The sequence below is a fragment of the Anaerolineales bacterium genome (genome assembly GCA_015075725.1).
Taxonomy (GTDB): domain Bacteria; phylum Chloroflexota; class Anaerolineae; order Anaerolineales; family Villigracilaceae; genus Villigracilis.
In genome coordinates this window covers 3,620,721-3,637,812 of the sequence record JABTTV010000001.1, presented here as the reverse complement: position 1 = coordinate 3,637,812, position 17,092 = coordinate 3,620,721, and the positions used below count along the sequence as shown (strand labels likewise).

Annotated in this window: 13 protein-coding genes; all 13 read left to right on the top strand. The window is 50.7% G+C overall.

Annotated features, from left to right (window positions below; all coding sequences use genetic code 11):
- Positions 1 to 60 precede the first annotated feature (60 nt).
- Positions 61 to 933: an aminotransferase class IV gene (locus HS100_17500; GenBank protein ID MBE7435715.1), complete on the top strand. Its 873-nt coding sequence runs from the start codon at positions 61 to 63 to the stop codon at positions 931 to 933.
- Positions 934 to 1,168: 235 nt separating this feature from the next.
- Complete coding sequence (locus tag HS100_17495) at positions 1,169 to 1,687, top strand: transposase (GenBank protein ID MBE7435714.1); 519 nt, start codon at positions 1,169 to 1,171, stop codon at positions 1,685 to 1,687.
- A gap of 27 nt (positions 1,688 to 1,714) precedes the next feature.
- Positions 1,715 to 3,016 carry a hypothetical protein gene (locus HS100_17490; protein ID MBE7435713.1) on the top strand — a complete coding sequence of 434 codons (1,302 nt, stop codon included), beginning with the start codon at positions 1,715 to 1,717 and terminating at the stop codon, positions 3,014 to 3,016.
- Between the two features lie 28 nt (positions 3,017 to 3,044).
- Positions 3,045 to 3,899 carry an Mrr restriction system protein gene (locus tag HS100_17485; protein ID MBE7435712.1) on the top strand — a complete coding sequence of 285 codons (855 nt, stop codon included), beginning with the start codon at positions 3,045 to 3,047 and terminating at the stop codon, positions 3,897 to 3,899.
- A gap of 164 nt (positions 3,900 to 4,063) precedes the next feature.
- Complete coding sequence (locus HS100_17480) at positions 4,064 to 5,203, top strand: tetratricopeptide repeat protein (protein MBE7435711.1); 1,140 nt, start codon at positions 4,064 to 4,066, stop codon at positions 5,201 to 5,203.
- Positions 5,200 to 7,413 (top strand): GAF domain-containing protein, encoded by a 2,214-nt coding sequence (locus tag HS100_17475; protein MBE7435710.1) that lies wholly within the window; start codon positions 5,200 to 5,202, stop codon positions 7,411 to 7,413. The genes HS100_17480 and HS100_17475 overlap by 4 nt, the downstream gene beginning before the upstream one ends.
- Positions 7,414 to 7,427: 14 nt before the next feature.
- Complete coding sequence (locus HS100_17470; GenBank protein MBE7435709.1) at positions 7,428 to 8,075, top strand: response regulator transcription factor; 648 nt, start codon at positions 7,428 to 7,430, stop codon at positions 8,073 to 8,075.
- A gap of 375 nt (positions 8,076 to 8,450) precedes the next feature.
- A complete protein-coding gene (locus HS100_17465) occupies positions 8,451 to 8,843 on the top strand; it encodes a hypothetical protein (GenBank protein ID MBE7435708.1) in 393 nt (130 codons plus the stop codon).
- 62 nt (positions 8,844 to 8,905) lie between these two features.
- Positions 8,906 to 9,544 carry a response regulator transcription factor gene (locus HS100_17460; GenBank protein MBE7435707.1) on the top strand — a complete coding sequence of 213 codons (639 nt, stop codon included), beginning with the start codon at positions 8,906 to 8,908 and terminating at the stop codon, positions 9,542 to 9,544.
- 66 nt (positions 9,545 to 9,610) lie between these two features.
- Positions 9,611 to 10,873 carry a hypothetical protein gene (locus tag HS100_17455; GenBank protein ID MBE7435706.1) on the top strand — a complete coding sequence of 421 codons (1,263 nt, stop codon included), beginning with the start codon at positions 9,611 to 9,613 and terminating at the stop codon, positions 10,871 to 10,873.
- The gene (locus HS100_17450; protein ID MBE7435705.1) at positions 10,866 to 13,478 is read left to right on the top strand and encodes a tetratricopeptide repeat protein; all 2,613 of its coding nucleotides are present in this window, start codon (positions 10,866 to 10,868) and stop codon (positions 13,476 to 13,478) included. Before HS100_17455 ends, HS100_17450 begins: the two co-directional genes overlap by 8 nt.
- A 20-nt stretch (positions 13,479 to 13,498) precedes the next feature.
- Entirely contained in the window at positions 13,499 to 15,376 is a 1,878-nt protein-coding gene (locus HS100_17445) for a tetratricopeptide repeat protein (protein MBE7435704.1), read from the top strand.
- 17 nt (positions 15,377 to 15,393) lie between these two features.
- Complete coding sequence (locus tag HS100_17440) at positions 15,394 to 16,971, top strand: tetratricopeptide repeat protein (GenBank protein ID MBE7435703.1); 1,578 nt, start codon at positions 15,394 to 15,396, stop codon at positions 16,969 to 16,971.
- Positions 16,972 to 17,092 lie beyond the last annotated feature (121 nt).

The following is a 17,092-nucleotide window of genomic DNA, read 5'->3' as shown; positions in this document are numbered from 1 at the left end:
TTTGGCGGTCATTTCATACCATCTTGCAAATTTGTTAGGTGCGCGATTTATAATGGATGCATGCCAATCCAGGGTTATCGACTTACAAGAAAAGGGAGCTTCCCCCTCGATTTCTCCGCCTCCTCCCTCGACGAGTTGACGGGTCGTCTTTCAGAAGGTTTTTATACCACCTTTACCACCCATTCCGGCGGGAAGCGAGTCCTCGGGTTGACCTCCCACCTGAAGAGACTCTACGATCCGATCAAAGATTTACGTATTCATCCCTCGGTCGATGAAAAACTCTTGCGTGTATATATCGCAGGTTTCGCGCAGACAAACCTGCCGGATGAATCCCGCATCAGACTGATCCTGACCAGGGATACCGGCGACGTGTTCATCGGCATCCAGCCATTTTCACCTTTGCCGGCTTCCGTGTATGAAAAAGGCGTTCATGTCGTCACCACAGAAATGGCGCGCCACGATCCGCGCATCAAAGGCACCGATTTCATCACCCAAAGCGCCGAACTGCGGAAACTCGTTAAAGGTGATGTGTTTGAAATTCTGTTGGCTCATCATGGAAGGATACTGGAAGGCATGACGTCGAATTTTTATGTCATAATGCATAACCCTGCCGCGAGCAAAGTGAGAGGCGCGAGACCTGCCGCTAAACTCATCACCGCCCAAAGGGGTATCCTCCTCGGCGTGACGAGACGTGCCATATTGAAACTTGCAAGAGGGGAGGGAATGACCATCGAATACCGCCCGCCAAGCATGGATGAAGATTTCGACGAAGCGTTTCTCACATCCAGTTCGCGGGGCGTGGTCTCCATCGTGAGAATCGACGATAAGCCGGTTGGGCTGGGCAAGGTGGGTGAGTATTCGAAAAGGCTGATGCGTTCGTTCGAGAACTTGTATGCCGCTAAAAGCGAATGGCTGATTCCCGCAGATCAATAATAATATTAAATTTAAAGGTTCACGGCAATACCCCTTCAGTCCCTGCCGGGAAGGTATTTTTACAAATCCACCTTGCATTATTGTAAGTAGTAAGATTTCAATTTCATTGTAAAATCAATTTAAAATTATACGCAGACGGGAAAGTAACTTTAGCGGTAGCTACATTATTAATCTTATTGTCCATACAAATTCTGTCGACATATTGCAGGGAAGGCTCGGGCAGGACCCTTGAACAATGGAATCCGATAATCAAATCGACCAGGATAATAGAAAGACGACCTATTTCAATAGGTTTTTGGGGCGTATTGACAAAAGACCGGATTCCGATTTTGAATTTAAGTATGTGGACAGCAACCCCTATGAAATATCGTATGCCTGTCTGTTGATTCCGCGTTTCCATAACCATCTTCTGGTGGGGGATATCACCTCATATCTCACCGATTGGATGCAAAAGATCTGTATCTCATTTGCATGGAAACTGGAGATGATCGACATTCAGCCTGCATATTTCCATTGGGGGATGAGCGTATCCATGACCAATTCACCCGCTCAGTTCATCCGCAACATTCGGAAGTCGACCTCCAGCCAGATATTCGAAGAGTTCCCAAGGTACAGGAAGGACAATCAATCGGACGATTTCTGGGCGCCAGCCAACCTGATCCTGGCGGGAAAACAACCCCATCCCGCGCCCATGATCGAGGAGTTCATCAACATCGCAAGAAGCCAGCAGGGATTCAACTTTTGGAAGCGATGACATCGAAATAAGCACTAGAGAACCCCAATGACGCCGGTCTTTGAGCTCATAATTGCATTGTTGCTGTATTGGTACCTGTTGAGCGGGCTGACCATGCAGGCATTGGAATGGGTGGCGTCCTCTCTTCAATGGCGGTCGAAGGACCTTTACGGGGGAATTCGTAAGATCTTTGGCAGTGAAGGTTTGACATTTTACTTTTATCGGCATCCGCTCATCCAGGGGCTGCATGTCGGCGGCGGGGAGAATCGCCGCATGCCGTCATATATTCCCGCCAGCCAGTTCTCTTCCGCCATAATCAATATTCTTCACTCCGCCGATCACGAATTGTTCTTTCTGAGCTACAACCTTCAATGGCTGTCAGCAAAGATTTCGGTAATAAAGGACAAGCGCCGTCGGTCTGCTGCCTCATCGGATTTCGACAGGATCCTTGCCCTTTGCTCTCTCGACGAGCCCATCGGAGAAAAACCGAATGAAGCGTTTACCAATCTGGTGGCTGCAACCGCTGAAAGGAATTTGCAAAACCTGGCGGAAACATTCCCCGAGCTGGCTGACGACATTTCCGCTGCGTTGACAAATATCAATCTGCAAAGGGATAAAAGTCTCGAACAATTGAAATCCCTCCATCATGTGGAGGCAGCCGGGGATGGCGGAGATCTCGATCTGGTGGAAGGCATGATGGTCATTGGCACCATCTCGCCCAAACTCAAGACGTTATTTGGGAGCCTTATGCCCGCCTCTGTCCCTGCTGGCGGAGGGCACGGTCCTTCGTTGACCGATCATCTGAAATCCGAGTTGGAAAAATGGTACAACGCATCCATGGACCGGCTCTCGGGCCACTACAAACGAAAGACCCAATGGGCTGCTTTTCTTATTGGGATTTGTGGTGCCCTCCTTTTCAATCTCGACAGTCTTGAATTTGCCGGAAATGCATGGAAAAACGCTGCGTTACGTCAGGTGCTGCAAACGATCGCGGAGTCAAGAATAACTGGATCAACCGGTTCCCCGCTTGACTTAAGCCCTGAATCCATCCTGAGCGACCTCTCCGAATTCCCCATTGGTTGGAAGTTCGATACAGCCCCCCTGGCAGGCGGGGAATGTCACTGGATTCCCCCTGCAAATCAGCCAATTGGGATTAAAATGGGACGAATATGCCTGATGCCGGGCACGTATTCAACAGCTACGAATGGTTGGTCATGGCTGTCTGTGAAATTAGCCGGGTTCCTTCTCACCGCCTTCGCTTGTGCCCAGGGGGCGTCGTATTGGTTCGATATTTTGAAGCGGTTTATCAACGTGCGTTTCTCCGGCCGCAAACCGCTGGAATTCGGATGAGTCATCCTTGAAATGAGAGAGATCGGATTTGAGTAAAATCACCACTCAGCGTGTCGGCGAATTGATCAGGGCTGTTTTGGAGCTTCTGTGGAGCAAGCCTGGCGGTCTGCCCGCATCCGAAATCATTGCCTTCATTCCTCAATTAACCCATCTGACAGATTATGAAAGGGAATATGTGCCGCCGTCGAATATGCCGAGGTACGAGCGTTACCTCCGGCTGGCAACCATTCCGCTGGTCAAGGCCGGATGGCTCGTTAAAAGCAACAAGGGCAGATGGCACATTACAGAGGAAGGCAGAAATGCCTGCCTTACCCATAAATCTGCCCAGGAATTCTATGATGCCGCCATCCGCCAATTTGAAGATACGAAGGTGGCAAATCCCGGAATTATTGCAGAAGCCGAGAGGGCGGAGGAAAAGGCGTGGGAGCAGATCGAAGCGTTCCTGCTTGGTCTTAAGCGCAGGGAGTTCATAAACCTGGTGGCGGATCTTTTCACCTCGATGGGATTTCAACTCATCTGGACCGCCCCGCCGGATAAGGATCGGGGGCAAATCGATCTAATTGTGAACAAGGACCCGCTTGGCTCAAAGGAAACACGGATATTTGTCCAGGTCCGGCATGATGAAAGGTCGATCACGGAAAAGGACCTCAAGAGTTTTGTCACTGCCATCACGCCATCCAGCCACGGCGTCATCGTTTCCACAGCGGGATTTGCCAACGAATTGAATGAGACTGTAAATGCTAATCCACAATCAAAGATCACCCTTTTGAGCCTGGAATCGTTTTTCGACTTGTGGGTGAGGAATATTTCAGACCTCGATTCTGAAGCGCTGTTGCGTTTCCCGCTGAAGATCGTCTATTTTCTCGCCGGGTACCCCAGGTAGAAATGACCAAAGGCGAAAGAACTTTTGATGCGAATGTAAAGGCTCTTGTTGATGAATTGGAGAGTGCTTCCAGGTGGGATAGACCTAGTATTTTATTTGCGGTCTGCGATGATTTTTGGGTGAAGACCAGGGCGGTATTGCTGCTGGAAAGGAAATTGTCATCCATGGGGTTTGAAGAACCCCTGAAGTTGAACTTTGCCCAGGTTCCCGAAACCAGCCTGGTTGCAACGATCAAGGCTCTGGGACCGAAGATCTGCTTTGCATCGAACCTGCTGGACCCGCTGGATGAGGAAGAGACCATATCCTACAAAGCCCTTAACATGCAAAGGGAAACCTTTGTGGAAGGCAGAGTGAAGATGGTTTTTTGGCTGACGTCAAGGGAAGCTTCCTGCTTCCCGGGCTTTGCCCCCGATTTTTGGTCATTCCGGCACAGGGTGATCATTTTCAACGATTCGAGATCGATTTCGAATCGTTCCATTTGTCCTCACCTCATGCTGTGGTGGTGGGACGGGGACGTGCCTTTGGACATCGATGCAAGGAAGAAAGCCATTTCCGCTGAACTCCCCTTATACGAATCGGGCTCGAAAAAGCAAAAGGAACAGCTCCTCGTTTCGCTAAGCAGGTTGACAAAGTTGTACTGGTCCATTGGCGAACGAAACAGATCCTTCGATTTAGCAAGAGAAGGGCTGGACCTGTATGACGGCCGGGCTGTTGTTGGTACGGAATATGTGAATCTGTGGATCGGCATGTCTGCAAACTTGTATGCCAACGGGATGTACAGGGAGGCGGAGAATGTATTGTCCGACCTGGGTGAAAAAGCGGGAAGGGCGCCCATTGTTTTGTCGAACCTTGGTGACCTGTACGTTTGCACCGGAAGGAAAAGGGAAGGGCTTGAACTGGCAAGCCAGGGAGTGCAGGCTTCTGGCCACGAGGTTTCTTCTTCGCTGCTTTATGGCTTTCTGCTTCTGGTGGCCGGAAGGATCGAAGACGCTGTTTCGTGGTTCGGAATGGAATTGGAGAGATGTGGAGATTCTTTGTTCGGGGAGGCGCAGGGTCTTTGCCAGATAAAATCCGGCAGGTTTCCCGCAAACCGGTTGGGAGATTTCCAGCCGGAAGGATTCCTCCCGGCTCATGGGAAACATATCAAGCCTGCCGATTCCGCTTCACTATCCGCCCTCGCTGCGATGGAGAAAGTTGCGCCGTCGATCTTTGGTTCGAAGCAAAATCAATTTTTTAATCCGGGTCTTTGGGTCGCTGCCTATCCTGAAAATCCGGAGGATGTATTGAAAGGTTTGAAAAAATGAAGGGATTGGAAAATGTTCTTGCCAGTGAGAGTTTCCTTCTTATCTATTTGATTGCCGCGTTCTGCCTGTCGATCTTTGTCCTTTCCCGAAACAGGGATTTAAAGGAACGCCTTGTCCTGGCGGCTTACTTTATTCTTATCGCCTATTGGGCGGGCGTGACTGCCTGGCAGCCCGTCACCAGCAGGCCCGTTCACACGACCGGACTGCTTCTATTTTTCTGTTTTTCCTTGGTTATTTCTTGTAAGTTCATGGCAAGCCTGGCTATCGGATTCGAGGGGAAGGGGAAATTTTGGTCTACCCTTGCTTTGCTCATGGTGATTCCGATCATTTCGATGCTGATATATATTTTCGACCTTCCCGGGGTCGATTTTCATTATTCAGAGGTCATAAGTGCAAATGGGTCTTACGTATCTGGGGTTTGGTCCCTGGTCGTGCTTGCCTACTTGTTCGTCTTGATCGTCATCGCTATTTTCTTGCTCAGAAAGGGTTTTAAGGCATCCGGGTTCTCGATGCTCCTCTTTCGCTGGTCGCTTATCCACGCACTGGCCGTATCGCTTTTTTCCATATTTTCATCGGTATCGGGGAGATTCCCCGATTGGTTCATTTCAGTGGATGTATTGTTCAGATACGAAGTGTTTTCCAGTTATTTTATTTTATGGGCGGTCTTTGGCTGGACATCTTCGAACAGGGTGAATCGTGGGGCCGTTGTGGAAAGTATGCATGATGGCTGGATGGTCATCGACCAGAAGAATCATATTATCGACATCAATGAAAGCGCGGCAGGGGTACTTGGCGGCACTAGGGATTCGATCCTGGATTTGCCCCTCACAAAGTTCGACCTTGGGATTCCTTTAAATCGATCTTCTATGGATCAACCGTCCAGCTTTGAGATACAAAAGAGCATAAAAAGGCGTGAAGAAAACAAATACTACAGTGTCCAGGTGAGTTCGATTTCCGAATCAGCAAACGGACCCGAGCAGCTTCTCCTCTGGCGCGAAATAACGAATAAAAAACTGGTCGAAAATGTTAGACAAAAGACAAGGGATGCAATGTTCGTGCTGTTAAATGCAGTATCCGGCGAGGCGAGTCAGTCTGCATCTGTTGCCGAGTTTTTGGATGGTGTCATCTACCAGCTGATCTTTACCTTCCGCACCCAGGCTGCCGCTGTCTACCTGGGGGATAAGGTCGAAAAAGGTATCGGCGGTTCATACGAGATTTACCAACCTGTCTCTGTCTTCGGTCTGCCCGCCGACATGATGCCGGTGATCCAGTCTGGCAGTGGCGCATTTGAGATCATCAATACTGTCTTTGACTCCGGAGAGCCGTTTCAGATCGAAGACCCAGCGCATGAAAAAAGGTTGCCGCCTGCCCTCCGGGAGGAATCCTTTGTAGCAGTGTTGGTACTGCCCCTCAAGATCGGGCAGGGGGGAGACGCTCAAAATATTGGCTGCATGTTCCTCATCAGGAAGGAAAAGCCATGCTACAACAATAGCGAATTATTGCAGCTCGGCACCCTTGCGGACCATATTGCGAATCTGGTGGATAATGAACGCAGGCGGAAATTGGCGATCGCATTGACCGAACGACAGCGCCTGATGCGCGATCTTCACGATTCCGTCAGCCAGAAACTTTACGGTCTGGTAACCCTGACCGAAGCCGCACAGGCGATCATCGAGACCGGCGGAAGGTTCGAGCCTGAAAAGATTCTTTCGAAAATAGGCGAAAACGCCCGTCAGGCTGTAAAGGAAATGAGGCTGTTCTTGCATCAGATGCATCCGGTCGAAATTGAGAAGGAGGGCTTTATCTCCGCGCTTCATCACCGCCTCGCTGCCGTCGAAGGAAGGGCGGACATCAAAGCGGGTCTTATCGCAGATGAAAAAATAAAACTCATGCCTGATATCGAAATTGCCTTGTATTACATAGCGCAGGAGGCTCTGAACAACATCCTTCGGCATGCCCGCGCCGCCAGCGTGATGGTCACCTACAAACAATCCAAGAAGAATATCATCCTGAAGATCACGGATGATGGAAGAGGTTTTGATCTTAATGAGATCGACCGGTCAGGCTTGGGCCTGGAAAGTATGAAAGAGCGCACGCAAAAGATCAATGGCATTTTCAAGATTTCCTCCACCCCGGGTAGCGGCACCGCCGTAACGGTTACAATACCAAAGAGCAATGCAATCGGGTGGTCTCCGGAGATGATTCAATGAAGAAGATACGAGTGATGGTTGTGGACGATGAAAGTGTTGTCCGGGAGGGGATCGTCACGATACTTTCCCTGCAGCCCGACATCCATGTTGTTGCAGACTGCAAGGATGGCGCGGAGGCCGTCATTCTTGCAAAGGAAAAGAAACCGGACGTCGTTCTTTTGGACCTCGTCATGCCGCGCCAGGACGGGTTAACGACGATTCCCCTGTTGAAAGCCATTTCTCAGAATATTCAGATCATTGTTTTGACAAGCTTTGCGGAAAGCGATCGTGTATATCAGGCGATCAAATCGGGCGCGGTCGGGTTCCTGCTGAAGGATGCCACCCGTGCGCAATTACTGGAGGCTATTCATGAAGTAGCGGACGGCAAGGGCGCCATCCAACCCGCAATTGCATTGAAAGTCATCAATGAGATCAATCATCCGTCTGAATTTTTTTACACATCCCAGCCGTTGACGCCCAGGGAACTTGAAACCCTCAAACTGATCGCCCGGGGTTATAACAATCAGGATATCGCCGAGGCGCTTGTTGTGCATGAACGCACCGTGGCAAAGCATGTAAGCTCGATATTGGAAAAATTACAACTGGCCAATCGAACTCAGGCTGCTTTGTACGCCATTCGAGAGGGCTTGTCGGACGGGGGAACTATGAAAAAGAAAAAATAAAGGCGTGTTTTCTTATTGATCAAAAGAACCGGCTGTCCCAAGCCGGTTCTTTTGATTCATGGAATGGGCGATCATGTCAGGCGGTCGTTCCGTGCTCAGTCTGGCATCTCCATAAATGTCATAAAACGCCTATGACAGACATCACGGACCTAGCAAAATTATGGGCGATATCGGGGGCGCAAAATGACCGGTCATTTATTTCCGTCTTCCACCGCAAACATGGTCAATAAAGAACAACATGGTTTTCGTATTTCCACGATTGGTTAAAAATGGTCGGATCTTTATAATGCACCGCATATAAGAAAAATAAATTCAAATCGGAGAGCAGCTTTGTTTCTCGGAAAACATGTTTGCAAATTGGAATCAAATAACAAATTGAAACTCCCCAAGGGGTTTATCAAGAATAGGTCCAGGGAGTTTTACCTGATTCAAGGCTTCGAGAAAAACCTTTTATGTCTGGAAAAAAACGCTTTCTCCGAGGTGTTCCAAAAAGCGGCATCACTCAACATCACGGATCCCCTGGCAAGGTTGCTGCTGAGATTGATCATGGGCAGCGCGCATAATGTCCAAATGGAAAAAGATGGTTATTTTCAAATGCCGGAGTCATTGTTCAAGCTGATCGGGAACGGGCCGGAAGTCTGTATTGTGGGGCAGGGCGACTTTTTTGAGATTTGGTCTGTCGAAAGCTGGAAAAAGCAGGAATCCTTGATCATGGATGTCGAAAGCAATTCATCCCGGTTTGCCAATCTTGAGATCACACTTCGATAACGCTAACAAGGTGAAAAATGAAATCCAATCAACCCCATCATTGCCATAAGAAAATTCAAGTCATGCTGGTCGAGGACCAGACCGTTGTCCGCGAAGGACTGGCGGCGATCATCTCTGTTCAGTCGGATATGGAAGTCGTAGCCGAAGCTGAAAATGGGATTCAAGCCGTCCCCCTGGTAAAAAAGCACAAACCGGATGTGGTCATTCTCGACATGGTCATGCCGCAACAGGACGGATTGTCGACGATACCCGGCTTGCTATCTGCTCATCCGGATGTCCGCATCCTCGTCCTGACCGGATTTCCTGAAAGCGATAAGGTCTATCAGGCGGTCAAGGCGGGAGCCCTGGGGTATATGCTCAAAGATGCAACCCGCTCACAATTAATTCAGTCGCTGCGGGACGTTGCGTCCGGGAAGGCGTCCATCCATCCCTCGATTGCAATGAAGGTGATCAATGAGTTCGAGAAACGCAACCTTGTCTCCGAGGGTGTGAAAATCTCACTGACGCGGCGCGAAATTGAAACGCTGAAGTACATTGCAAGGGGATTAAGCAACCAGGAGATCGCCCTTGCCCTAGTTGTTCACGAGCGCACGGTTGCAAAACATGTAAGTTCGATACTCGGCAAGCTCAATGTAACCAATCGGACCCAGGCGGCTCTGTTTGCAATACGGGAAGGCATTGCGATGCCCGCACCTGTTTGAGCTTGCTGAAATTTCACCAGTGTATTTGATTCAATAATTTTTCCATTGGCGAATAGGAATAAACGAATGAACAACCTCGATTACATTACTGCAACTGATTTTGACAGGGCATGGCTTAACTTCGAGTTGGACCTGCCCCTTAAACCGGACAAGAATGGGAATCCCAATCCTTTCTATATCGATCGTCCTGCGAATCCGATCGCCGAGCTGGTCGACTCGCTCTTATCCCCCTTTTACCGTCCGCCAAAATTCTTTTTTTCCGGTCACCGGGGATGCGGAAAATCCACCGAACTTCAACACCTCCTTAGCAATGAACAATTGCGGAAAAAATACTGGCCCATCAATTTCAGCATCCGCGAAGAGACCGACATCATCGATATCGATTTCAGGGATGTCCTTTTGGCGATCGGCGGCCGCCTGTTCAGGGAATATACGAAAAAAGGCGGCGAACTTCCCAGACAGCTGCTTAAAGAATTGAACAACTGGAAGGGCAAGGTCGAGAAGGAGATCGTCACGATTTTGGAAGGCCGCATTTCCGATGTGGAGGTAAACGGCTCAATTGACGCGTTTTTCGCCAACGCGGGAGTCAAAATGAAATTGGAACCCGCGACGAGGGGCGTGCTCAGGCAGGTTGTGGAGAATGACATCACCGGGCTTATTTCGATCATTAATCATATTACTACCGCGATCTATACCCAGGAAAAACTAATTCCCCTCATCCTGATCGACGACATGGACAAACCTGAACTTGAAAGAGCGAGGGCGATCTTCCATGACCGCCGCGAAATCATGATGCAGCCAAGTTGCGCGATCGTTTACACGGTGTCGAGTGCTTTGTTCTACAGCAAGGAATTCGATTCGATTCGGGATCAGGCACTTTTCCTGCCAAATATCAACCTGCATACCAGGATGAATGAACTTGATTTGAATCGTGAAGGTTTCGAGACCCTCAGGAGATTTGTAAGCGTGCGTATGTCGCCCGATCTTTGCGAGCCCGAGGCATTGGATCTTGCGATCACATACAGCGGCGGTGTCTTCCGCGAAATGGCGCGCATCATGCGGACATCCATTGGGCGTGCCCGCCGCAGGCATGCGGCACGGATCGCCGCAGAGGATGTTGAATGGGCGGTCATCGAGATCCGGAACGAATATCGGCGCATCCTGGACAAGGGGGATGTCAAGTTACTCAAAGAGATCTATCGGAATAAGAAGCTTGAGTACAGCGAACAAATGCGCCCGTTATTACAGTTACTTGCGATTCTGGAGTATCGCAACGGCGAAAACTGGTGTGATATCCATCCCGTTTTGAGGAAACTTGTCCATGATTAACGAATTCGATCCTGAAGTCCTTCTTCCAGAAGGATTGGATGACAGAATCGAAGGCATTCTCCGCGAGATGGAGTTGTCGATCCGTTGGCGGCGGCCATGCATCCTGTTCGCAATCTACGGTTCGGAATTCGTGCGCCAGGATGTACAGTCCGATCTCGATAACCACTTCTTCGATCTTGGGCAAAAAACGATCCCGCTGCCAATATCGGACAGTCACAATAATATCGTCCAGATCCTGGATGGCTTTGACGATAAGGCCGGCTCGATTTTTATCGTGGGCGGCTCTCATCTGGTCCCGGGGACGCAGTCTGCGTTCTTCAGTAATTTGAATGGGCTGCGCGAGTTTTTCATCGAGAACAATATAAGAATTATCTTCTGGCTGACCCAGAATGAGATCATCAAACTCGCGCGGCTTGCTCCGGATTTCTGGGGTCTCCGCGCCCAGGTCGTCGAATTCACTGAATCGCCCCGCCGGAACCATATTCTCACACAAACCCTCGAATCGATCTGGCAGGGGACGGGGGAGTATGACGACCAGATCGATGACGCCGACGAGAAGATTTCCTACCGCGAATCTTTGCTGACCGATCTGCCTGCCGGCGGGGAGTCGAGCTCGATCCGGGCAAACATGCTTTTGACCCTTGGCATCCTTCACTGGCGCAAGGGCGAGTATGAAAAAGCGGAATCCCTGCTTGAAGAGGCCATCGAATTATCGGTGAAGTTGGATAATAAATGGCTTGAAGCGGAATGCCTCAATGCGCGCGCCTTTGTTTATACGGGCATGGGCAAGGTCGACCATGCCATCGATTCCTACAAACAGGCGATCCGGCTGCTGCCCAACCAGATCTTTGCCTGGAACAACCTCGGCAACCTTTGCGCAAAGATCGGCAGGAATGACGAGGCGATCGTGACATTCTCGAAGGCAGTCGAATGCAATCCGGAGGATTCCATTGCCTGGAATGGGCTTGGAAACGTGTACCAGGCCATCGGCTATTATGATGACGCCATCACATCCTATCGGAAGTCCATTCAATTCACCTCGACCTTTGCGCAGCCCTGGAATGGGTTGGGTGATGTCTATTCGATCATGGGTCGCATGGAGGATGCGATTGCCGCATACGAAAGGTCCATAAACATAAGCAGGAGTTATGCCGAGCCCTGGAATGGATTGGCAAAGATCTTTCTCAAACAGGAACGCTACCGTGACGCCATAAAAGCGTACCAGCGCATCCTGTCCATCAATGAACGGGATTGCAGGGCTTGGAATCAGCTTGGGATGGCTCAGCTCAATACCGGCGACCTAGCCTCCGCTGAAAAATCCTTCCGCAATGCGATCCGCGTTGACCGCACCTTTGGAAGGTCCTACAACAACCTCGGGGTCCTATTCGCAAAATTGGATCGGGTTGAGGAGGCCATTACTCTCCTGACCAAAAGCCTGGATTTTCTTAATAACGAGGAAGAACGGGCGGAAATTTGGAACGAATTGGGTGAGCTATACAGGCGTGTCAACAAATATGATCTTGCGGTTCAGGCATACAAGAATGCCGACTTAAAGAATCGCGGGAATCAGCCGCATGAGATTGAAGCCGCAACAGCAGTGACGGTTTCCAAAACCGAATCAGATCTCGTAATTGCCCCTCCTCAGCTGATTGAACAGAAAACAGCGGAAGAGACCACCCCGGGATTTGAACTCAGACTGAATGTTGTTGAACCCCCGGCGTGGTTAAAGGTAAGAGAAAGTACCGCCCCGGAGGCAGGTGCAAGAGAAACCATCAAAGGAGTCGATATGCAGCCAGATGCGCAAACAAACATGAACGAATATGAACTCCCCATGGAAAAAAGCGGATCGGAATCCAAAGTGGACGCCCCCGCCTGGAACGAGATCGGAAACGAGCATTTTCGAAAAGGCAATTACGGCGAAGCCATCATCTCCTACAACAAGGCGGTCCAAAAAGACCCTGCCTTTGGAATGCCGTACGCAAACATGGGACTGATCAGCCTGATGCAGGGCCGGTTCTCTGAAGCGATCCTTCTGTATAACAAAAGCGCGCAATTGCTCAAAACCAATACAGAAAGGGCTGTTGTCTACAACGGCCTGGGAAATTCGTACCGGGCTGTCGGCGACTACGAAAAGGCGGCAGTCTGTTTCCGCAAAGCAGCCGAACTTGACCCTGATAGATCCGGCATTCAGGATCGCATGGGAGCCTGCCAAATCGGCGAGTCCTCGACCAGCCCCGCGTTTTGGAAGGAGCTTGGGCTGGCATTCCTCGAAAACAGTTCATTTAATGAGGCGTTGACTTCATTGAATAAAGCCGCCGAACTCGACCCATCCGATGGATGGATCCACCTCAACATCGGAAAGGCGCTTTCATTCTCGGGAAAGTATGCGGAGGCGATTGCGCCTTATGCCAGGAGCCTCGATCATTTCAAGAACAACAAGGAAAAAGCCGTGGCGATGAACCTGATGGGCAATGCCTACCGGAAACTGAACAATTATGACAAGGCGATCGAATGTTTCCAGAGAGCGGTCGTTTTAAATGACGAGGGCGTGAATCTTGTGACGCGTGCTCGTTTTAGCCTGCTGAGCAACTGCTTGGCAGAGTAAATTAACCAACGGAGGTTAAGATGACTAGTTATGAGTTTTGGGAAGAATTGAACAAGATCTTCAGCGCAGTGATTTCCTACCAGGAAAAGTCGATCGAGTTCAATAATCGCTTCATCACGCCCTGGATCCGCTTGGGGAACGTGTTCGACAAGCGGGATCAAAGTCGTGAGAAGATCGATGCGTACAAGAAATCCCTCGAGATGGATCCCGCCAATGTGCAGAACTGGATCGAGCTTGGGAACCTGCAAATGGAGGCGAACGAACTCGAGGAGGCTCTCCAGTCCTTCAAGAACGCCATCGCATTGAATCCCGACCTGGGCTGGGCGTACAGCAATCTCGGCACCGTTTACATGATGATGGGCGATTACGAGAACGCAATCGAAAACTTCCAGCGCGGGATCACTCTCCTGCCGGATGACGACGCGAAAGCCCTGGCATGGAACCGGCTTGGAACGTTGTATCGGAAAACCCAGCAATACGAACTTGCGCTCGATGCGTTCCGAAATGCGGACAGCCTCGATACCGGTTGCGTGCAGGCTCCTTCGGGGATGGAAGCTGTCGGCGAGAGCGATTCAGCTGCTGCTCCCATGCCAGCAAACGACCTGATTCCGTCCGTTCCCGATGGCATGGAATTGGTCACGATCATGCCGGATGCTGCAAATGATATTCCGTCCGATGCGTCCGCTCAAACGGCTGCGGAAGCGCCCGTGGATGAAGCCGCAACGATCGAGGTCGGCTCACAGTACCCGGATGTCACCGAAACCAATACAGACGCCTTCCCCGTTGTCGGGACAGCGACTCTGACCAACGAGCCGCTTCTGCTCGAAGACATTCCCGCTTCGGGCGCGGAACCCGTCGCTGAAGCAGATTCCAGATCTTTGACGGGCGAGGATAACCAGCCGCTTTTGCTCGAAGATATCCCCGTTCCAAGTCAGGAGCCTGCTGTCGAAGAAGACACCCTGCCTTTGATGGTCGAAGCCGCCCAGCCCGCTGAAGAGATTCTTATTGAATCGGTTCAGGCTGCCCCGGTTGTTGATCAGCAGACTGAAGAAGCCCTTGCTCCCGAACAAGACTCGGAAGTGAGTGAATCTACAGATCCCGTGCTCGAGTTGGACCCGATGATCACCGAAATTGAGGAAGAACCGAACATCGAGGCACTCGAAGTGGAATTGCAGGAACAGGCTCAAGATGAACCGGTCCTGGATTCGACCGAGGTGGAAGTTACCCCCGAAGCCGAATCAGCGGATCCCGATGGATCTGACGAGGCGGAGGAAGAACCGCTTGAAATCCCCGAAACCTTGAGCATGGAAGCCGAAAAAGACTCTGTAGTGAATGCCGAAGCAACGGAGTCGCGCGAAAAGGCATACGAGGAATATCTGCTCGCTGAAAACGGACTCTCGATTTCAGAGGATGACCAGGACAACCAGAAATCCCCGTCTGCCACTGCGGATCCCGTTACCATCATCGATTCATCCGGCGATGTTCAAATGGAAGTGGACATCAACAACGCGAAGGTGTGGAACGAACTGGGCAATGTCTATTACAACAATGGCGCGATTGAAGATGCAGTCCTGGCATATGCAAAATCCATCGAATTGGATCGGCAGTTCGCCTGGCCCTACAGCAATCTTGCCCTGGCGTATGTTCAGAAGGACCGTTTCGCCGAAGCCATCCTCCTTTACCAGCGGTCGATCGAGCTGTTCACCTCTGAAAAAGACAAAGCCATCGCCTGGAACCGCCTTGGCAACGTGTACCGCAGAATGGATGATTACGAAAATGCCATTTCCGCCTACCAGCGCGCTGATGAACTTGACCCAGGCAACATCTCCCTCGCTGTCCAGAGCCGGTACAGTTTGTTGGGAACGCTCACCCCGTCCCAAGCCACAGTCACTTCGTAAACCTTCGTGAGGATCCTATGAGCGAGCATGAAGTCTGGAACGAATTGGGTAATCTCTACTTCCTGTCCGGCATGCTGGAACAAGCCGCCTATGCCTACAACCGGTCCATTGGCTTGCAGCCGCAATATGGTATGCCCTACTGCAACCTTGCCTACATCAGGTTGCAGCAGGGTCAACCGGAAGAAGCGGTCGGCCTGTATACACAGAGCATCGAATTGCTCGAGTCAGATCATGACAAGGCTGTTTCGTGGTACCGGCTTGGAGATGCATTCCGCCTCATCAAGAACTACCGTGATGCCATCATGGCGTATCAACAGGCAGACGCTCTCGACGCCGAGGTCAGCAAGAGCATCGAGGATGGAAATGTCTTTCTGTATGGACCATCCAATCTTGCTGCGGACATGTTACCGATCCTCGAGGAACAGGTAAGCCGGCATGAAGTTGCGATGGAACCCGATGTGGAGGCTGGGAATGAATCCGCAATACCTTTGAATAACCCAACCCAGCCTGTAGCCGCCGAAGAGCACGATGCGGAGATCAAATCTCGGGAATCCCAGCAACCATCGGCTGACATGACCCAGCCAACAGACAATATGGATGACCCTGAAGAGGAAAGTAAAAACGCCGCCGAAATGGAGGCTGCGACTGATAAGGACCTTCCTGTTGAACCGCCGGAACTGCCGTACGATGGTCTCCCGCTCCTTGCTGTCGAAACTGTTGATGAAATTGTTTACGAGATGGACTCCAAGGAGCCCATCCAGTTCGAGGAAGCAAAAGCGCTTCCTGCCGGTTATCTGAATTCGATTTCCGTTGAAAGGGAAAACGCCCGGCCGGTGTTCTATTCCGAATCGATGGTGAATCCTGGATCAGCCGTCGTCAAAGAAGCTGCGTCAGATACCGAGGTAATGGTCTGTCCGCCATCCGAAGTAGGATTCTTCTTCCTTCCGGTTGATGAGGGACAGACGACAGCCATGGCCGATCCGGAGGAAGATGAGAAGATCGTCGAGAATGATAGATCGGTTGATTTGCCGCACGATGCGATGGATTCCGTATATGACCAAATCCTAGATCTCGAAGGCGAAATTCAACGAGCCCCCCAGGATGCGTCAAAATGGGATGAATTGGCTGGATTGTATAAGCGGGCAAAGAGGTTCAACGACGCGCTTTTGGCAACTCAGCAGGCGGTTAATCTGAATTCCGAATCGCCGACCTATCTGCACAACCTTGGCGTAATCTTTGCCGTTGTCGGCAGGCATGAGGAAGCCATGCAGTGCATGCAGCGTGTGATCGAACTATGCCCGTCACACAGCCTGGCGCATGCCTCGCTCGGCGGATATTTTCGGAAGATGGGTTTGGAAGAGCTGGCAAATCAACATATAGGTATGGCTATGAAAAATTACATTGATGAAGAGAGTCAGTACAATCGCGCGTGTCTCGAGGCATTATGCGGGAACGTAGATCAGGCGGTCGAATATTTGCGGGCCGCCCTAGATAACAAGCAGATCTATGTCGAATGGGTTCTTCGCGACCCGGATCTTGACGGGATCCGCTTCACTCCGCAATTCAAGGATTTACTTGCCGAATTCGCGCAATAGTGGAATCAGATTGTTTTGTAGTACCGACTGGATTTCCCCTGAAAAGGAGTTGCGTGATGATAGCATGTGAATTTGCCGCCGATAAACGCCTGACAAAACCGGTAGATTCTCCCGTGGGTGG